Genomic DNA, 16,497 nt, shown 5'->3' on the forward strand with positions numbered 1-16,497 from the left:
TGGAGCCGACCATGAAACGTTTCAGACTCGACACCACCCCGATCCGCCTCGCCGCCTGGCTGGCCGCCGGCATCCTTTCCATCGGCGTCGCCCACGCCGACAAGCCGGACTGGGCGGGCGACAAACACGGCAAGAAAGACAAGCACGAGTGGCGTGAGCGCGAGCGCGGGGAACGCGGCGGCTATTTCTTCGATGATGGCGCACGCCGTGTAGTCATCGAGTACTATGGCGCCCAGGTGCGCGCCGGGCATTGCCCGCCGGGGCTGGCCAAGAAACACAATGGCTGCCTGCCGCCCGGGCAGGCGAAGAAATGGGTCATTGGCCGCCCGCTGCCGGCCGATGTGCGTTATTACGAATTGCCCTACGAACTGGTCGTTCGCCTGCCACCCCCACCGCCGCGGCATCGTTACGTGCAGGTCGCCGGCGACATCCTGCTGATCGCCGTCGGCACCAGCATGGTCGTGGATGCGATCGAAGACATCGTGCGCTGATCAGGAGGGAAAGTCGGCGCTGGCGGGAATGAAAGCGTCCCGCCGGGCGCCGACTCATATCGCATAGTCGGCGCTGGCGGGACGGCAGCGAAGGGGCTGTGTAAACGCAACAACCCCCGCAGCAGCGGGGGTTGAAGCTGGCAGGATTCCTAAACCATTAACCGTCGAGAAAGCTTATTTGCAAGAACCAGGCAGGTATTTGGTTGGAACGGTCGTGCCCGTATCTCCGCATTTCCATGCAGCGATTTGCTTGCCCATATCCGATGCTACAGTCATTGCGTTCGTGGCTGCAGTATCCGCATAAGGTGTGAGAATAAGAAGCTTACCATCAATGGCTGTATCATTGAATCCTTGAGTCGTAACCCGAATCTGACCATCGTTCGTCGTCTCAATTTTTGCCACATACTTGGTCGTCGGCGTAGCGGACTCACAACCCCAATTATTTGCACCAGGTCCTGTGGTGCCAGAGCCGGATTGATATGCTTCGGTAATAGCGGTACGACAGCCGCTCGCTGCAAGCACGACCTCGGACATTTTTGCCTTGACTGTATAGTCTTTATACGCCGGCAGCGCGACGGCAGCCAAAATGCCGATGATCGCGACGACGATCATCAGTTCGATGAGGGTGAAGCCTTGTTGAACGCGTTTCATAGATCTCTCCTTTGGTTGACTTCGATTGAAGCACTCGAGCGTGCTGCGAGGGATTTTGCAACCAACGTGCCAGGTCGGTAAAGCCGATTTCACGCCGGAAACGCCCTGAAATCACCGGGCATGGCCGCAACGATCGTCAGTATGTGACGATTTTCGTCACCCTGCCGTCCCGCCAGCGCCGAGTTTCAGCGTCAGAAGCTTGCGTGCATAAGTTCAGAAACCTTTTGCACTCCTTTGCGGGGGGCGAGATGCATGCTAGACTTAGTCATGAGACTAAACCAATAGAGGATCCAACATGGCGGTAATGATCAATGTACATGATGCCAAGACTCATTTCTCACGTCTGCTGGAGCAGGCGCATGCGGGTCAGGAGATCATTCTGGCCAAAGCAGGCAAACCTTATGCGCGTCTCGTGCCATTGGCACCTGCCCAAGGTAAAAGGCAACCAGGACGACTCAAAGGGAAAGTGGGTGACGCCTTCTTCGAGCCATTGCCCGAAGAAGAACTGGCCGCCTGGGAAGGACGATGAAATTCTTGCTCGATACCCACGCGTTGTTGTGGTGGATGACCGACGATGCCCAGCTTTCCGTCCGCGCCCGGGAAACGATCGCCGACGAGCGCAATATGATTCTCGTCAGCGCGGCAAGCGCATGGGAGATCGCGACGAAACACCGGCTGGGCAAACTGCCCATCGCCGAGGTGGCGATCCCGCGTTTCAACGAACTGGTCGAGGCCGATGGTTTCGAGCATCTGCCAGTGACCTACCTGCATGCGCTGCGCGCCGGCAGCTTCTGTATTGAACACCGGGACCCGTTCGATCGCATGCTTGCCGCACAAAGCGCCCTCGAAGCGGCCCCGCTGATAACCCGTGATCCCGTGTTTGCGGCATTCGGGGTAGAGATCGTCTGGTAAGGCTGGCGGCGTGCCTACCTGTCAGCGCATCACACTGCAGGCCAATTCATCAGATCGATCTGCTCCGGCGCGAGGAAGGTTTGCGCGTATCGCAGCCAGACTTTCTCGCGCACGAAGACCTCGAACAGATCGGGGTCGATATGGCCGTTGGCGGCGAATTTCTCCATGATGGCCAGCGCCTGGGAGAGCTTCATCGCCGGTTTGTAGGGGCGATCCTTGGCGGTGAGCGCCTCGAAGATGTCGGCAATGCCCATCAGCCGTGCGGGTAGCGACATCTGCTCACGGGTAAGCCCTTTCGGGTAGCCGCGCCCATCCATGCGTTCGTGATGGCCGCCGGCATATTCGGGCACATGCTTCAGGTGCTTCGGCCACGGCAACGCTTCGAGCATCCTGATCGTCGCGACGATGTGATGGTTGATGATTTCGCGCTCGCGCGTGGTCAGCGTGCCGGAACGGATCGTCAGGTTTTCGATTTCGTCGCCATCGAGAAAGTCGGTCTCGACACCGGCTGGGTTACGCCATTGCCGCTGTGTGCCGATGTCGCGCACGCGCTGCTGGTCTTCCGGACGCATCGCTTCGCTACCGCGATTGACCGCGCGCAGGAAATCGCGCTCGGCATCGAGCTCATCGAGCTCGCGCTGCAGGGATTCCCAGCAGGCGGCTTCGGCCTCGGCATTTTGCGCTGCGCGCAGTTCGAGCAGGCGCCGCAGCGTAGCGATCTGCACGTCGCGCTTGACAACCTCGAAGCGCGTGTCGATGAGCTCGATGCGGTCGAACAAGGTCTGCAACTTGGTGGCTTTGTCGACGACATGCACCGGCGTGGTGACCTTGCCGCAGTCGTGCAGTAGGGCGGCGATCTTCAGCTCATGCAAATCGGCGGGCGACAATGTGAAATCGGCGAGCGGGCTGCTTTGGGTTCTATTCACTGCCTCGGCGAGCATCATCGCCAGCTCGGGCACGCGCTGACAATGGCCGCCGGTGTAGGGCGATTTTTCGTCGATCGCCAGGTTGATGAGGCGGATGAAGGATTCGAATAGCGTTTCGAGCTGGTCGATCAGTTGGCGATTGGTCAGCGCGATCGCGGCCTGGGAAGCAAGCGATTCGGCCAGATGCTGGTCGGCCGGCGTGAAGGCATGGATCGCGTTCGTCTCGGCATCGCGGGGATTGATCAACTGCAGCACACCGATGATCTCGTTTTCGTGGTTCTTCATCGGCACGGTGAGGAAGGCCTGCGAGCGGTAGCCGGTGCGCCGATCGAACTGGCGGGTACCGGAGAAGTCGAAACCAACGGCGCTGTAGGCGTCTGGAATATTCACCGTCTCGCCGGTGAGCGCCGCATGGGCGGCGACGAGGGCATGGTTGGGTTCTCCCGCAGCATCGAAGAGCGGCAGATCGGGAAAATCGGCCAGCCGGCCCGATGCACCGCCGAGCGCGAGACCGAGCGCATCATTCAGGGCGATCGAGAATCGCAACGCCTTGCCATCTTCGGTGACGCGATAGAGCGTGCCGGCCTCGGCGCCGGTGATGGACTTGGCGGCGACGAGGATGCGCTCGAGCAGGCGGCCGATGTCGCGTTCGCTGGAGAGCGCGGCGCCGATCTCGTTGAGCTGTTCGAACCGCGCAAAGAGTTCGTCGTGGCTATCGGTCACTTGATGCATACGGCACGCACTTGCTTCATGTCGGTGTGGCCTTGCAACACCTTTTCCATGCCGTCCTGCCTCAGGGTACGCATGCCGTCTTCGAGCGCCTGGGTCAAGAGTCGCGCGACACGCGCGTGTTCCTGGATCAGTCGTTTGATGGCATCGGTGCCGACCATCAGCTCATGCAGACCGATACGGCCCTTGTAGCCGGTACCGCCGCAGACTTCGCAATCGCCACCTTCGCGCGCGCGATAGAGGGTGAATTGCCCTTTCTCGTTCGCATACTTTTTCACCCAGTCCTTGTAGATGGCTTCCATCGCCGCCTTGGGGTCACGCTTGAAGCTTTCCACTGCCTGCAGTTCTTCGCAGTATTCGGTGAGGAAATGCTTGATCTCGGTGGGTTCCGGCACATAGGGCTGACGGCACTTGACGCACAGGCGCTTGGCGAGCCGCTGGGCGAGGATGCCGAGCAGGGCGTCGGAAAAGTTGAACGGGTCCATGCCCATGTCGAGCAGGCGGACGATCGATTCCGGCGCGCTGTTGGTGTGCAGCGTGGCGAACACCAGATGGCCGGTGAGCGAGGCTTCCAGGCCGATGCGCGTGGTTTCGGCATCGCGCATTTCGCCGACCATGATGATGTCCGGGTCGGCGCGCAGGAAGGCGCGCATGATGGTGGCGAAATCGAGCCCGGCTTTCTTGTTCACTTGCACCTGGCGCAGACCTTTCTGGGTGATTTCCACCGGGTCTTCGACGGTCCATATCTTGACGTCCGGGGTGTTGAGATATTTGAGCACCGAATGCAGCGTGGTCGTCTTGCCAGAGCCGGTCGGGCCGCAGACGAAGAAGATGCCGTAGGGCTTGCTGACGTTTTCCTTGAGTCGGGTTTCGTTGTGCGGCAACAGGCCGAGCTTTTCGATCGGCATCGGTTCGCCGCCGGCGAGGATGCGCATCACGACATCCTCGACGCCGCCGGCGGTCGGCAGCGTGGCGACGCGCAGCTCGATGTCCAATGGCCCGAATTTCTTGAACTTGATCTTGCCATCCTGCGGGCGGCGTTTTTCCGAGATGTCGAGATCGCACATGATCTTGATGCGCGCGACGATCGCGCTGCGATATGAGTGCGGGATCTCGATGTATTTTTGCAGCGAACCATCCTTGCGAAAGCGGATGATCACGCGCTCCTTGCCGATACCCGGCTCGATGTGGATGTCCGAGGCGCCTTGGCTGTAGGCGTCGGTGATGATCTTGTTGACCAGTTTGACGAGCTCGTTGTCGGTTGCGGCGGAGACCTCGTCACCGATTTCGCTCTCGCCTTCGCCCTCGTCCATCGACGCGAGCAGATCCCCGACATCGCTGTCGTCGCTGAAGCCGCCGCCGTAGAACTGCTCGACCGTCTGCCGGAATTCGCGATTGGTGGTGACGCGATAGACGATCTTGTTGCGCGGAAAGATGTTGTTGACGACGCGCGAACTGCGCAGCTGCTCAGGGTCGAGCGTCAGGATGACGATGCCTTCCTTGCCGTCTTCGATCGGCAGCCACTGGTTCTGCTCGACGTATTCGCGGCGCAGGTTTTTCATCAAGTCCATCGGTTTGATACGGTCCGGCCGGAAGGGCTCGTAAGGTACACCGAAGAACTTCGCCAGCGCGATGCCGATCGCCGGCAGCTTGACCTGGAAATCGGTGATCAGCTCCTCTTCGATGTCGATGTTCTTTTGGCGCGCCGCCTTGCTGGCCAGATCGAGCTCTTCGGCGGTGATCACGGCATCGAGCACGAGATGATCGTATTTGGTCTTGATGACATGCTCGGGGCGCCTGCGCTGGGTGAAAGCAATCGCCAGCGTCTCACATAATCCCCGGATGCCTTCGACCTGATAGCCAGCAAATGGCGTGCCGGCCTTGTTGTTGATGATCTGTACGACGCCGAGCAGATCGTCGGTATGGGCATCGACGATCGCGCCGACCAGCATCTGCCGAGTGCGATAACCGGTGCGACGGTCGACTTCCTTCAGGAAGCGCAAGTGTGGATTGATCGCCTTCAGCTCGGCATCGTCATACACATCGCGGATGTTCAACACCTGCCGCTGCAGCGCGACGTAACCGGCGATGCTCTGGTCGGAAATCGGCAGCCGCAAGTCGCGGAACGAATTCAGCCCGGTTTTCACTTTCGAGACGATCGAGCTGCGATCGTCGCTGACCGTATAGATCGTCAGCCGGTCGGCATTGAAGAGCGCGCAGATGTCCTGCGAGAGCTCGAGCATGATCTCCTCGATGTTCGAGGTCGCATGGATCTTGTTGGTGACGGCCTGGAGGTTCTTGAAGAATGCCAGCCGGCTGCCCAGCTCGCTCGGGCTCAAGGCTTCGCTGCCAGTGCCGGTGGTCAGCGGACTGAGGATTGCGCTCACGGGTTCAGACGCTGCGTCGGCGCGACATCAATCCTTGAGGAAGAACTCCATTTTCACGCCGGCCAGCTCGATGATGTCGTGATCGTGGAGTGGGTGAGCCTGGACGCTGATGGGTGTGCCATTGACCTGCGGGTGGCGGGGGCCTTCGACATGGGTCAGAAAGTAGCCGTGTGGCCGGCGCGCGATCACCGCCACCTGCACCCCGGGTTTGCCCAGCGTGGTCAGTGACTTGACCAGATCGAGCGTTTTGCCGGCGTTGCTGCCGGTGAGCACCTGGATCGCGCCGAGCGGTAGCGGTGCCGCCTGGGCAGCCGCTGGTTCTGCCTGCATCGCAACGGGTTCGCGCTGGGGTGATGCGGCCAGCGCCGGCGCAGTCGGCGTCGCTGTCGGAGGCGGAGCAGGACTTGGCGGCACGAACGAGGATGAAAAGACCGGTGCGGCAGGCTGGTCTGGCATGGCGGGCTGCACCGCCTTGCGCAACATTTCGGGCCGCAGCACCATGGTCTTTTCGAAATCTTCCTGCACGGCGGCGTACGGGTTGGCTTCCTTGACATACTTGAGCCGATACTTGCCGAGTTCGATCACATCGCCATCCTGCAGGAAGTGCTTGTGGATCTGCCGGCCATTGACGAAGGTGCCGTTGGTGCTGTTCAGATCCTCGAGAAAGGCATCATTGAGGATCGTCACGATCACGGCATGATTGCCCGAGATCGCCAGATTGTCGATCTGGATGTCATTCTGCGGTTTGCGGCCGATGGTGACCCGCTCCTTGTCGATCGGAATCTCCTTGAGCACCAGGTTGTCCATGCTGAGTATGAGCTTAGCCATCTTGAGCTTCCTTCTGGACGTGGATCGTGAGCGGCTACCTATGGTTTGCGCTTCTTCATTCAGGCAGATGCCGGGAAAGGCCGTTTGATTCTTGCAAGGATAACTGAGATATTGTCGCGCCCACCGCGTCGATTCGCAATCTGGATCAGTTGCGCGCTGCAAAGTTGCAGATTTGCCGAGAATTCGTTCAGCGCCCTCGCGATTTCTTCGTCATCCACCATGTCATACAAGCCATCGGAACACAGCAAATACACATCGTCAGGCAGGACGGCATGCTCGGCCAGCTCCACCGCGACCTCCGCCTCGACGCCCAGCGCGCGCGTCACGAGATTACGGTTCGGTGCATGCCGCGCCTGTTCAGGCGAAATCATGCCCCTGTCAATCTGTTCCTGCAAGAGGGAATGGTCGCGGGTGAGGCGCGCCAATTCACCGGCACGCCAGCGGTAGAGCCGCGAGTCGCCTACATGGGCGACGGCGAGCCGGTTGTCGTAAAACTGCACCACGACCAGCGTCGCCCCCATCCCGGCATAGCGACGGTTCTGTTGCGCCGCCAGATGGATCGCGGCGTTGGTACGCCGGATCAAATCGTCGAGCACTTCGCAAGCATGTGATGTCCCCTCGGCAGTCAGATGCTCGGGTGGGAGCGTCTCGAAAGCATGCGCCAACTCGCTGCCGATCGCCGTGACCGCCATGTTGCTCGCCACCTCGCCGGCATTGTGGCCACCCATGCCATCGGCCAGCACGGCCAGGCCCAGCCGCGCATCGGCGAAGACCGCGTCTTCGTTGTTGCGCCGCATACGCCCGGGATCGCTCAAGGCGACCATCTCGATGGCCGAAGAGAAATCTGGCTGCATCTGCACGACCAAACAATAGGATGGGTTGCATTCTTGCAACCCTTTCTCAATTATGTCAAGGGCAACTGCGTGCCCAGTCCTTGCGTGCGCGCGAGTTCGAACAGGCGCCGCGCCACGGCGAGATCCTGGATCGCCATGCCTTGTGATTCGAACAGAGTGATGGCCTGGGAATCGGCGCGGCCGGGCCGGATGCCCGCGACGATCTCGCCCAGCTCGATCAACTGACCGGCGAAGAGGCGTCCCTTTTCGAGCGCCGGCAGCAGGTCGCCCGCCTCGGCCAGGGCGGTCGCCTTGCTATCGACACAGACCAGGGTCGCGCGACCCACCGCTTTTTCGTCGAGTTCGCGGCGGATCAAGGCGTTGGAACCGGCGGCATTGAGGTGCGTACCGGGCGAAAGCCAGTCGCCCTGCACGACTGGTGTTGCCGAAGTGGTGATGGTGACGACGATGTCGCTGCCACGCACCGCCGCCTCCGCGCTGTCCATCGGCACGACGTCGAGACGGAAGCGCTGCGCAAACTCGGCGCTGGCGAGACGGCATCTTTCCGCGTTACGGGAAAACAGCTTGACCTGCCGGACCGGTCGCACCTGGCACAGCGCGGCGAGCTGTCCCTGCGCTTGCCATCCGGCGCCGATCATGCCGACGACGGCAGCATCTGGCCGCGCCAGATGCTTCGCCGCAATGCCGCCGGCCGCGCCGGTGCGCATCATGCCGAGGAAGTCGGCCTCGATCACCGCCAGCAGCCGACCGTCGGCGGCATCGAACAGATGCACGAGGAAGCGCGCGCCGGCCTTGCTCGCCGTGTAGGCCTTGTAGCCCATCACGCTTTCGTCGAGCAGCGCGCCCTGCAGGATGTGCAGCGAGGCGGTCGGCACGCGCGTGCGTTGGCGCGGGAGGTCGATCGCGCGGCCGAGCGCATGGGCGCGATGGGCGGCTTCGACCGCCTCCAGCGCCAGCTCCATCGTCAAGAGCTGGCGCACGTCGGCTTCGGTCAAATACAGGGCCATGACGTGCCGTCCCGTCTGCGCCGATTTACAGCAATGATTTGAGCAGCTTGCCCATCACCGATGGATCGCGCGTGATCTTGAAGCCGCACTCTTCCATGATCGCGAGCTTCGCCTCGGCCGTATCGGCGCCGCCGGAAATCAAGGCACCAGCATGCCCCATGCGCTTGCCGGGCGGGGCGGTGACGCCAGCGATGAAGCCGACGACCGGCTTTTTCATGTTGTCCTTGCACCAGCGCGCCGCCTCGGCCTCGTCCGGGCCACCGATCTCACCGATCATGATCACCGCGTCGGTTTCGGGATCGTCGTTGAACATCTTCATCACGTCGATGTGCTTGAGGCCGTTGATCGGGTCACCGCCGATGCCGACCGCCGAGGACTGGCCCAACCCCAGCTCGGTGACCTGGGCGACGGCTTCGTAGGTCAACGTGCCGGAACGCGAGACGATGCCGACGCGCCCTTTGCGATGGATGTGGCCGGGCATGATGCCGATCTTGAGCTCGTCCGGCGTGATCAGCCCGGGGCAGTTGGGGCCGAGCAGCAGCGTCTCCTTGCCGCCTTGGGCGACTTTGCGCTTCATCTTGTTGCGGACGATCAGCATGTCGCGTACCGGGATGCCTTCGGTGATGCAAATCACCAGATCGAGATCGGCTTCGACCGCTTCCCAGATCGCGTCGGCCGCAGCGGCCGGCGGCACATAAATCACCGAGACCGTCGCGCCGGTGGCCTGTTTCGCTTCTTTCACCGTGGCGAAGATCGGGATGTCGAAGATCTTCTCGCCGGCCTTTTTCGGATTGACGCCGGCGACGAAGCAATTGCGCCCGTTCGCGTACTCGATGCACTTTTCGGTGTGGAACTGGCCGGTCTTGCCGGTGATACCCTGGGTGATGACCTTGGTGTCCTTGTTGATGAGGATCGACATGGATGATTCCTTTATTTCACGGCGGCGACGATCTTCGTCGCGGCATCCGCCATCGTGTCGGCGGCGATGATCGGTAGCCCCGAGTCGGCGAGGATCTGCTTGCCGATCTCTTCGTTGGTGCCCTTCATGCGCACCACCAGCGGCACGGAAAGATGCACCTCCTTCGCCGCCGTGACGATGCCGGTGGCGATCGTGTCGCAGCGCATGATGCCGCCGAAGATATTGACCAGAATGCCTTTGACCTTCGGGTTCTTCAGCATGATCTTGAACGCCGCGGTGACCTTCTCGACCGTGGCGCCACCGCCGACATCGAGGAAGTTGGCGGGCTCGGCGCCGAAGAGCTTGATGGTATCCATCGTCGCCATCGCCAGCCCGGCGCCATTGACGAGGCAGCCGATGTTGCCGTCGAGACTGATGTAGGCAAGATCGTATTTCGAGGCCTCGATCTCGTCCGGGTCCTCTTCGTCGAGATCGCGGTAGGCGACGATCTCGGGGTGACGGAACAGCGCGTTGTCGTCGAAGTTGAATTTGGCGTCGAGCGCCTTGATGCTGCCGTCGCCCGCCAGGATCAGCGGGTTGATCTCGGCCAGCGAGGCATCGGTCTCCATGTAGCAAGTGTAGAGCTTCTTGAAGGTGTCGATGGCCTGCGCAAGCGAAACGTCCGGCACGCCGATGCCAGCGGCGAGCCGCCCGGCCTGCGCGTCGGAAATGCCATCGAGCGGGTCGATGAACACCTTGATGATCTTCTCCGGCGTCTTGGCCGCGACTTCCTCGATGTCCATACCACCCTCGCTGGAGGCCATTAGCGCGACCTTTTGCGTCGCGCGGTCGGTGAGACAGGCGACGTAGTATTCCTGCCTGATGTCCGAGCCTTCCTCGACCAGGAGGCGCTTGACGATGCGGCCTTCCGGGCCGGTCTGGTGGGTGATCAGACGCATGCCGAGGATGCTCGCCGCATGTCGCCGCACCTCGTCGATGGATTTGGCAAGCTTGACGCCGCCGCCCTTGCCGCGACCGCCGGCGTGGATCTGGGCTTTGACCACCCAGAGATTGCCGCCCAGTGCTTCGGCCGCGCGGACGGCCTCATCGACCGAAAAACATGGAAAACCGCGCGGGGTGGCGACCCCGAACTTGCGCAGGATTTCCTTGCCCTGATATTCGTGGATTTTCATGAAAAATCATCCTCGGAGAGTTGAGATGGCGCGTGCTGCAAAGCACAAATAATAGCATTTGATTCATCACTTGAATTTTCTTATCGAGAAGCCGGCCCCCGCCTGGATTCCGAAAATTCTAGCGCCGCCTGCCATGATAAAGTTTCATAGTTTGCCGCCCAAAGCGGGCGGGCACACAGGGAGAAAGATGATGAAAGCATTCGATGCCATCGAAACCGCCAGCCGCGACGAGATCTTCGCCTTGCAGACCGAGCGGCTGCGCTGGACACTACACCACGCCTACGACAACGTGGCCCACATCCGCGCCAAGTTCGACGCCGCGGGTGTGCATCCCGATGATTTCCGCGAACTTCCCGATCTGGCGAAATTCCCCTTCACCACCAAGCAGGATTTGCGCGCCACCTATCCCTTCGGCATGTTCGCGGTGCCCGAAAGCAAGGTCGTGCGCATCCATGCCTCGTCAGGCACGACCGGTAAGCCAACCGTCGTCGGCTACACGCAGAAGGACATCGATACCTGGGCGCATCTGATGGCTCGCTCTATTCATGCCGCCGGCGGCCGACCCGGCGACAAGGTGCACATCTCCTACGGCTACGGGCTGTTTACCGGCGGCTTGGGCGCGCACTACGGCGCTGAAAAGCTGGGCTGCACGGTGATCCCGTTCGGCGGGGGGCAGACCGAGCGGCAGGTTCAGCTGATCCAGGATTTCAAGCCGAAGATCATCATGGTCACACCCTCCTACATGCTGGCGATCGCCGATGAGTTCGAGCGACAGGGCCTCGATCCGGCGGACTGTGCGCTGAAGATCGGCATCCACGGCGCGGAGCCGTGGACGCAACAGATGCGCGAGGAGATCGAACGCCGCTTCGCGATCGACGCGATCGACATCTACGGACTCTCCGAAGTGATGGGGCCGGGCGTGGCGCAGGAATGCATCGAAAGCAAGGACGGCCCGGTGATCTGGGAAGATCACTTCTACCCCGAGATCATCGACCCGAATACCGGCGAAGTGTTGCCCGACGGCGAGCAGGGCGAGCTGGTGTTTACCTCGCTGACCAAGGAAGCGCTGCCGATCATCCGCTACCGCACGCGCGATCTCACCCGTCTGTTGCCGCCGACGGCCAGGAGCTTCCGGCGCATCGCCAAGATCACCGGCCGCTCGGACGACATGCTGATCATCCGCGGCGTCAATGTCTTCCCCAGCCAGATCGAAGAGCTGATCCTCAAGCAGCCCAAGCTCTCGCCGCATTACCAACTCGAAGTGAGCCGCGAAGGCCATCTCGACGCCCTGACGGTGAATGTCGAGATCAAGCCCGAATTCGCCACGCTGACCGCGCCCGAGAAGGAATTCATCGCCCACGACCTGCAGCACCACATCAAGTCCTACGTCGGCATCTCGACCAAGGTCGAGATCAAGGCGGTGGGCGCGATCGAGCGCTCGATTGGCAAGGCCAAACGCGTCATCGACACGCGGCCGAAATGATGCTTGCCGAACCCTCCGATATGAATTACACTTTTGGCATCAGGGTAATTCACATGTTACTTCATGCGTAGCACACTGACACAACGCGGCCAAACGGTCGTGCCGGCGAGGATCCGCAAGCATTTCAACCTCTCCCCCGCCGATAGGCTGGAGTGGATCATCGAGGGCGATTGCTTGCGCGTGTGCCCGGTGCGCGCCGATCCGATCGCCGCTTTCCGCGGGCAAGGCAAAGGGGGAGCGACGGCCCGCCTGCTCGCGGAGCGTCGCGCCGATAGTCAGCACGAATGAAACGCTGGCTGTTCGATACTTCCGCCTTGCTCACCCTGCGCGACGACGAAGCAGGCGCTGACGTGGTCGCCGATCTGCTTACCCAGGCCGGCGCCGGCAAGGCCCGTTGCATGGGCTGTTTCATCACGCTGATGGAAGTGTTCTATCGCGTCTGGAAAGACGAAGGCGAGGCTGCTGGCCGTCTGGCGCATGCCCAGTGCCTTGCACTGCCCATCGAGTGGTTGCACGAAACACCCGAGCTGCTCGAAGCGTCGGCACGCTTCAAAGCCACACGGAAGCTTTCGCTCGCCGATGCCTGGATCGCTGCGGCTGCCGAACTCAAGGGGGCAACCCTCGTGCATAAGGATCCTGAATTTGCCGCCCTTTCCCTGCCGCAACTGAAATTACCTTACAAAACCTGTCCATGATGCCACAGGACATCACCCGCGCCAGCCGCGACGAGATCGCGGCTTTGCAGCTCGAGCGCTTACAGGCCACCGTGAGACGGGTCTATGGGCGCGTACCCCACTACAAGGCGAAGTTCGATGCCGCCGGCGTGCATCCGGACGATCTGAAAACGCTCGACGATCTAGAGAAATTTCCTTTCACGACCAAGGAAGACCTGCGCCAGACCTATCCTTTCGGCATGTTCGCCGAGCCGCTGGAGAACATCGTTCGTCTGCACGCCTCTTCCGGCACCACCGGCAAGCCCACCGTCGTCGCCTATACCCAGAAGGACATCGACACCTGGGCCGACATCATGGCGCGCTCGATTCGAGCGGCCGGCGGCACGAAGCGCGACATCATCCACATCACCCACGGCTATGGGCTGTTCACCGGCGGTCTGGGAGTGCATTACGGCGCCGAACGGCTCGGCTGCACCGTCGTGCCCATCTCGGGCGGGCAGACCGAACGGCAGGTGCAATTGATCCGCGACTTCGGCGCGACGATGATCGTCGGCACGCCGTCCTACGTGCTCAACATCGTCGATGAATTCGAGCGTCAGGGCCTCGATCCGCGCGCATCGTCCTTGCAGCGCGGCATCTTCGGCGCCGAGCCGTGGGGCGAAGAAATGCGCAAGGAGCTGGAGTCGCGCCTTGGCATCGTCGCGATGGACCTGTATGGCCTGTCCGAACTGATCGGCCCGGGCGTCGCTGCCGAATGCATCGAATCGCGCGACGGGCCGACGATCTGGGAAGACCACTTCTACCCGGAGATCATCGACCCGGAAACTGGCCGGGTGCTGCCCGACGGCGAGCCTGGCGAGCTGGTCTTCACTTCGCTCACCAAGGAAGCGCTGCCGGTGGTGCGTTACCGCACGCGGGATCTGACGCGCCTGATGCCGCCGACGGCCAGGAGCTTCCGCCGCATCGGCAAGATCACCGGCCGCTCAGATGACATGCTGATCATCCGCGGCGTGAATGTCTTCCCCAGCCAGATCGAGGAATTGATCCTCAAGACGCCGGGGCTTGCGCCGCATTATCAGCTCGTGGTCTCGCGGCAAGGGCATCTCGACGACCTCACCGTGCGCGTCGAGCCGAAGCCGGAGCTGGCCGACGACGCTTTCCAGCGTGAAACCGTGGCGGGCGAATTGCGCCACCGCATCAAGGCGATGATCGGCATCAACACGAAGATCGAGGTCCTCGACGTCGGCGCTGTAGCCCGTTCCGAAGGAAAGGCGAAGCGCATCGTCGATCTGAGGAAGGGATGAACCCACATCACTGGCCCTGGACTTTCGTTTTCTTCACCCTCCTCGGCGTCCTGTGCGCCCTGGCTGGCATTGCCGTCTTCGCCGGCTGGCTCGAAGATGTCCATCCTCTGCTCGCCGACGAGATGGCCGGCTGGGGATTGATCGTTTCGGCGATCGCCTGTGTGCTCACCGGTGCCTTTCCGCTGGTGTTGCGGCGGCTTGCCGAACGCGAAGGCGCGTAAAACCGCCGTTTGACGGCACAATGTCCCTGTAATCATGCTTTCGCCATGGTTGCGGATGGGCACAATCGCGTCATCCGCAATTTCCGCGAGCGACCGCAATCTTGAGCCGACCTGCGCGCCACCTGCGTAAGAAAATTCTCGCCGGCTTTCTCTTCGTCTGGCCGTGCTGGGTTTTCGCCCAACCGCCTGCCGCCCCGTCAGCACCGGCGGACGCCGTGCGCACCATCTCCGATGAGGCGTTCCAGCGCTGGATCAAGGAGGACACCCAGGTCGTCCAGGGCATTCTGACGGGTCTGACGCACATCGACGCCCTGCTCGCCGACATCGAGCGCATGGTCCGGCATTTGCCCGATCTCGGCGCAATGCCGAAACCTGCGCCGGCACCTCCACCTGTCGTGGTCGAGAAAACCGTCGTCAAGGAAGTAGAAGTGCCCGGGCCTCTCGGCGGTTGGATGCCGACACTTTCCGGTGCCGCCCTGCTTGCGCTGCTGGCATTCTGGTTGGGCAGGAAGCAGGCCGCGAAGTCAGCGCCGACGATGGCAAAGGCAAAGATTGCCGAGCCAGCTGCAGCATCAGCAGTGGCAAAGAGGGGCATGCCACCCGCCCCGCCGCCTGCCATCCCTCAGGAATCCCCGGCCCAGCGCGCGGCAAGCACTCCGACTCCGACGCCATCCGCGCCAGCAGCACCTGCACCGACCCTGGTCCAGCCGGTGCCGACGTCGGTCGAGCCCGTGCCGTCCTCGATCGAGGCAACGCCCGCCGAAGAAACGGATCAGGCCATCGAGCTCGCCGAGGTCATGCTTTCGATGGGCCTGGGCCATGGCGCGGTGCAGACGCTGACCGAGCAGATCCGCAACGAACCGAAACAGGCGCTGCGGCACTGGCTGAAGCTGCTCGAAATCTATCGCAGGAATGGCCAGCAGGCGGAATTCGAGCGCTCGGCGGAGGAATTGCGCCTGCATTTCAACGTCCGTCCCGAGGACTGGCATCCGCAGGGCATTCAGCAGACGCTGGAAAATTTCCCGCACATCGCCAAGCGGCTCACCGAGCTGTGGGGCACAGCCGACTGCCTCGTCTATATGCAGAATCTGCTCGCCGACAACCGGGGCGGCGCACGCTCGGGCTTTCCGCAGCCGGTCGCCGAAGAGCTATTGATGTTGATCGCCGTGATGCGCGCGGCTTATTTCGGCTAGACCGGATTGTCGATCTCGACGAACTCGCACTCGAGGCCGAAACGCTCGGCCAGATGACGGCCCAACGCCATCACGCCATAACGCTCCGTCGCATGATGGCCGGCCGCGAGGTAAGCAACACCACTTTCGCGCGCCAGATGCACGCTGTGTTCGGAAATCTCGCCTGACAGAAAAAGATCGGCACCGGCGGCAATGGCCGCTTCGAACCAATCCTGGGCACCGCCACTGCACCAGGCGACGGTGCGCACCTCTTGCGCCGCCTCACCGATCATGAGCGGCGCACGCCCCAGCGCACGCGCCACTTGCGCGGCGAGGTCCGCGGCGAAACTCGGCGCTGGCAGCACGGCACGACAGCCCAGCTCCTGCGCGCCGAAATGCCCGTCGATCGTCCAACCGAAGCGCAAGGCGAGCTGGGCGTTGTTGCCGACCTCGGGATGGGCATCGAGCGGCAGGTGATAGGCAATCAGATTGATGTCGTGCGCGAGCAGGCGCTTTAGGCGCTCTTTGCGAAAGCCGGTGATGCGGCCGTCCTCGCCCTTCCAGAACCAGCCGTGATGCACGAGCAGCGCATCGGCGCCGCGTTCGATCGCCGCCTCGATCAGCGCCAGGTTCGCGGTGACGCCGCAGACGACGCGCCGGATCTCCTCACGTCCTTCCACTTGCAAGCCGTTTGGGCAATAATCGCGAAAGCGCTCCACCGCCAGCATGCCATTCAGATAATCCGTCAATTCCTCGCGTCGCATAGC

General features: G+C 61.9%; 18 protein-coding genes. 9 read left to right on the plus strand and 9 right to left on the minus strand.

Features of this window, described 5'->3' with window-relative positions; genetic code table 11:
• Window positions 1-11: 11 nt before the first annotated feature.
• A complete protein-coding gene (locus tag EL335_RS10900) occupies window positions 12-491 on the plus strand; it encodes a hypothetical protein (RefSeq protein WP_126446843.1) in 480 nt (159 codons plus the stop codon).
• Between the two features lie 174 nt (window positions 492-665).
• Here EL335_RS10900 and EL335_RS10905 read toward each other — a convergent pair whose 3' ends face one another.
• A complete protein-coding gene (locus EL335_RS10905) occupies window positions 666-1,142 on the minus strand; it encodes a pilin (protein ID WP_126446845.1) in 477 nt (158 codons plus the stop codon).
• Window positions 1,143-1,437: 295 nt separating this feature from the next.
• On the opposite strand from EL335_RS10905, the gene EL335_RS10910 reads away from it, so the two are divergent.
• Window positions 1,438-1,671, plus strand: coding sequence for a type II toxin-antitoxin system Phd/YefM family antitoxin (locus EL335_RS10910; protein WP_126446847.1), 234 nt, complete (start codon window positions 1,438-1,440; stop codon window positions 1,669-1,671).
• On the plus strand, window positions 1,668-2,054 hold the full coding sequence (locus EL335_RS10915) for a type II toxin-antitoxin system VapC family toxin (RefSeq protein WP_126446849.1): 387 nt from the start codon (window positions 1,668-1,670) through the stop codon (window positions 2,052-2,054). Before EL335_RS10910 ends, EL335_RS10915 begins: the two co-directional genes overlap by 4 nt.
• A gap of 29 nt (window positions 2,055-2,083) precedes the next feature.
• Here EL335_RS10915 and EL335_RS10920 read toward each other — a convergent pair whose 3' ends face one another.
• From EL335_RS10920 to sucC, 7 genes are read right to left on the minus strand one after another with little or no spacing between them, the layout of a single operon-like run.
• A complete protein-coding gene (locus EL335_RS10920; RefSeq protein ID WP_172600089.1) occupies window positions 2,084-3,712 on the minus strand; it encodes a GAF and HD-GYP domain-containing protein in 1,629 nt (542 codons plus the stop codon).
• Window positions 3,700-6,087 carry a GspE/PulE family protein gene (locus tag EL335_RS10925; RefSeq protein ID WP_431306268.1) on the minus strand — a complete coding sequence of 796 codons (2,388 nt, stop codon included), beginning with the start codon at window positions 6,085-6,087 and terminating at the stop codon, window positions 3,700-3,702. The genes EL335_RS10920 and EL335_RS10925 overlap by 13 nt, the downstream gene beginning before the upstream one ends.
• Before the next feature lie 36 nt (window positions 6,088-6,123).
• The gene (locus EL335_RS10930; RefSeq protein WP_126446851.1) at window positions 6,124-6,924 is read right to left on the minus strand and encodes an FHA domain-containing protein; all 801 of its coding nucleotides are present in this window, start codon (window positions 6,922-6,924) and stop codon (window positions 6,124-6,126) included.
• Window positions 6,925-6,983: 59 nt separating this feature from the next.
• Entirely contained in the window at window positions 6,984-7,778 is a 795-nt protein-coding gene (locus EL335_RS10935) for a Stp1/IreP family PP2C-type Ser/Thr phosphatase (RefSeq protein ID WP_284155343.1), read from the minus strand.
• A gap of 50 nt (window positions 7,779-7,828) precedes the next feature.
• Window positions 7,829-8,785, minus strand: a complete 957-nt coding sequence (locus EL335_RS10940) for an ornithine cyclodeaminase family protein (RefSeq protein WP_126446853.1) — start codon at window positions 8,783-8,785, stop codon at window positions 7,829-7,831.
• Between the two features lie 25 nt (window positions 8,786-8,810).
• Window positions 8,811-9,704, minus strand: a complete 894-nt coding sequence (gene sucD, locus EL335_RS10945) for a succinate--CoA ligase subunit alpha (RefSeq protein WP_126446855.1) — start codon at window positions 9,702-9,704, stop codon at window positions 8,811-8,813.
• Between the two features lie 11 nt (window positions 9,705-9,715).
• Window positions 9,716-10,876, minus strand: a complete 1,161-nt coding sequence (gene sucC, locus EL335_RS10950; protein WP_126446857.1) for an ADP-forming succinate--CoA ligase subunit beta — start codon at window positions 10,874-10,876, stop codon at window positions 9,716-9,718.
• Window positions 10,877-11,063: 187 nt separating this feature from the next.
• Here sucC and paaK (EL335_RS10955) point away from each other — a divergent pair, with 187 nt between their 5' ends.
• The 6 genes from paaK (EL335_RS10955) (at window position 11,064) to EL335_RS10980 (ending at window position 15,751) form a co-directional block, all read left to right on the plus strand.
• Window positions 11,064-12,359 (plus strand): phenylacetate--CoA ligase PaaK, encoded by a 1,296-nt coding sequence (gene paaK, locus EL335_RS10955; RefSeq protein ID WP_126446859.1) that lies wholly within the window; start codon window positions 11,064-11,066, stop codon window positions 12,357-12,359.
• 63 nt (window positions 12,360-12,422) lie between these two features.
• Window positions 12,423-12,647: an AbrB/MazE/SpoVT family DNA-binding domain-containing protein gene (locus EL335_RS10960; protein WP_126446861.1), complete on the plus strand. Its 225-nt coding sequence runs from the start codon at window positions 12,423-12,425 to the stop codon at window positions 12,645-12,647.
• Window positions 12,644-13,054: a PIN domain-containing protein gene (locus EL335_RS10965; RefSeq protein WP_126446863.1), complete on the plus strand. Its 411-nt coding sequence runs from the start codon at window positions 12,644-12,646 to the stop codon at window positions 13,052-13,054. Before EL335_RS10960 ends, EL335_RS10965 begins: the two co-directional genes overlap by 4 nt.
• Window positions 13,051-14,337: a phenylacetate--CoA ligase PaaK gene (gene paaK / locus EL335_RS10970; protein ID WP_126446865.1), complete on the plus strand. Its 1,287-nt coding sequence runs from the start codon at window positions 13,051-13,053 to the stop codon at window positions 14,335-14,337. Before EL335_RS10965 ends, paaK (EL335_RS10970) begins: the two co-directional genes overlap by 4 nt.
• A complete protein-coding gene (locus EL335_RS10975; protein WP_126446867.1) occupies window positions 14,334-14,558 on the plus strand; it encodes a hypothetical protein in 225 nt (74 codons plus the stop codon). The genes paaK (EL335_RS10970) and EL335_RS10975 overlap by 4 nt, the downstream gene beginning before the upstream one ends.
• Window positions 14,559-14,773: 215 nt before the next feature.
• Window positions 14,774-15,751 carry a type IV pilus assembly protein FimV gene (locus EL335_RS10980; protein WP_148103023.1) on the plus strand — a complete coding sequence of 326 codons (978 nt, stop codon included), beginning with the start codon at window positions 14,774-14,776 and terminating at the stop codon, window positions 15,749-15,751.
• On the opposite strand, the gene EL335_RS10985 is transcribed toward EL335_RS10980, so the two are convergent.
• Complete coding sequence (locus EL335_RS10985; protein ID WP_126447854.1) at window positions 15,748-16,494, minus strand: Nif3-like dinuclear metal center hexameric protein; 747 nt, start codon at window positions 16,492-16,494, stop codon at window positions 15,748-15,750. The genes EL335_RS10980 and EL335_RS10985 overlap by 4 nt on opposite strands.
• Window positions 16,495-16,497 lie beyond the last annotated feature (3 nt).

The sequence above is a fragment of the Sulfuricystis multivorans genome (assembly GCF_003966565.1).
GTDB lineage: Bacteria > Pseudomonadota > Gammaproteobacteria > Burkholderiales > Rhodocyclaceae > Sulfuricystis > Sulfuricystis multivorans.

Excerpts from the sequence above, each read along its gene's own strand:
- EL335_RS10920 (WP_172600089.1), bottom strand. The coding sequence starts at position 3,712 with ATGCATCAAGTGACCGATAGCCACGACGAACTCTTTGCGCGGTTCGAA.
- EL335_RS10930 (WP_126446851.1), bottom strand. The coding sequence starts at position 6,924 with ATGGCTAAGCTCATACTCAGCATGGACAACCTGGTGCTCAAGGAGATT.
- EL335_RS10960 (WP_126446861.1), top strand. The coding sequence starts at position 12,423 with ATGCGTAGCACACTGACACAACGCGGCCAAACGGTCGTGCCGGCGAGG.
- EL335_RS10940 (WP_126446853.1), bottom strand. The coding sequence starts at position 8,785 with ATGGCCCTGTATTTGACCGAAGCCGACGTGCGCCAGCTCTTGACGATG.
- EL335_RS10910 (WP_126446847.1), top strand. The coding sequence starts at position 1,438 with ATGGCGGTAATGATCAATGTACATGATGCCAAGACTCATTTCTCACGT.
- EL335_RS10905 (WP_126446845.1), bottom strand. The coding sequence starts at position 1,142 with ATGAAACGCGTTCAACAAGGCTTCACCCTCATCGAACTGATGATCGTC.
- paaK (WP_126446865.1), top strand. The coding sequence starts at position 13,051 with ATGATGCCACAGGACATCACCCGCGCCAGCCGCGACGAGATCGCGGCT.
- EL335_RS10965 (WP_126446863.1), top strand. The coding sequence starts at position 12,644 with ATGAAACGCTGGCTGTTCGATACTTCCGCCTTGCTCACCCTGCGCGAC.
- sucD (WP_126446855.1), bottom strand. The coding sequence starts at position 9,704 with ATGTCGATCCTCATCAACAAGGACACCAAGGTCATCACCCAGGGTATC.
- EL335_RS10935 (WP_284155343.1), bottom strand. The coding sequence starts at position 7,778 with ATGCAGCCAGATTTCTCTTCGGCCATCGAGATGGTCGCCTTGAGCGAT.
- EL335_RS10985 (WP_126447854.1), bottom strand. The coding sequence starts at position 16,494 with ATGCGACGCGAGGAATTGACGGATTATCTGAATGGCATGCTGGCGGTG.
- paaK (WP_126446859.1), top strand. The coding sequence starts at position 11,064 with ATGATGAAAGCATTCGATGCCATCGAAACCGCCAGCCGCGACGAGATC.
- sucC (WP_126446857.1), bottom strand. The coding sequence starts at position 10,876 with ATGAAAATCCACGAATATCAGGGCAAGGAAATCCTGCGCAAGTTCGGG.
- EL335_RS10975 (WP_126446867.1), top strand. The coding sequence starts at position 14,334 with ATGAACCCACATCACTGGCCCTGGACTTTCGTTTTCTTCACCCTCCTC.
- EL335_RS10900 (WP_126446843.1), top strand. The coding sequence starts at position 12 with ATGAAACGTTTCAGACTCGACACCACCCCGATCCGCCTCGCCGCCTGG.
- EL335_RS10915 (WP_126446849.1), top strand. The coding sequence starts at position 1,668 with ATGAAATTCTTGCTCGATACCCACGCGTTGTTGTGGTGGATGACCGAC.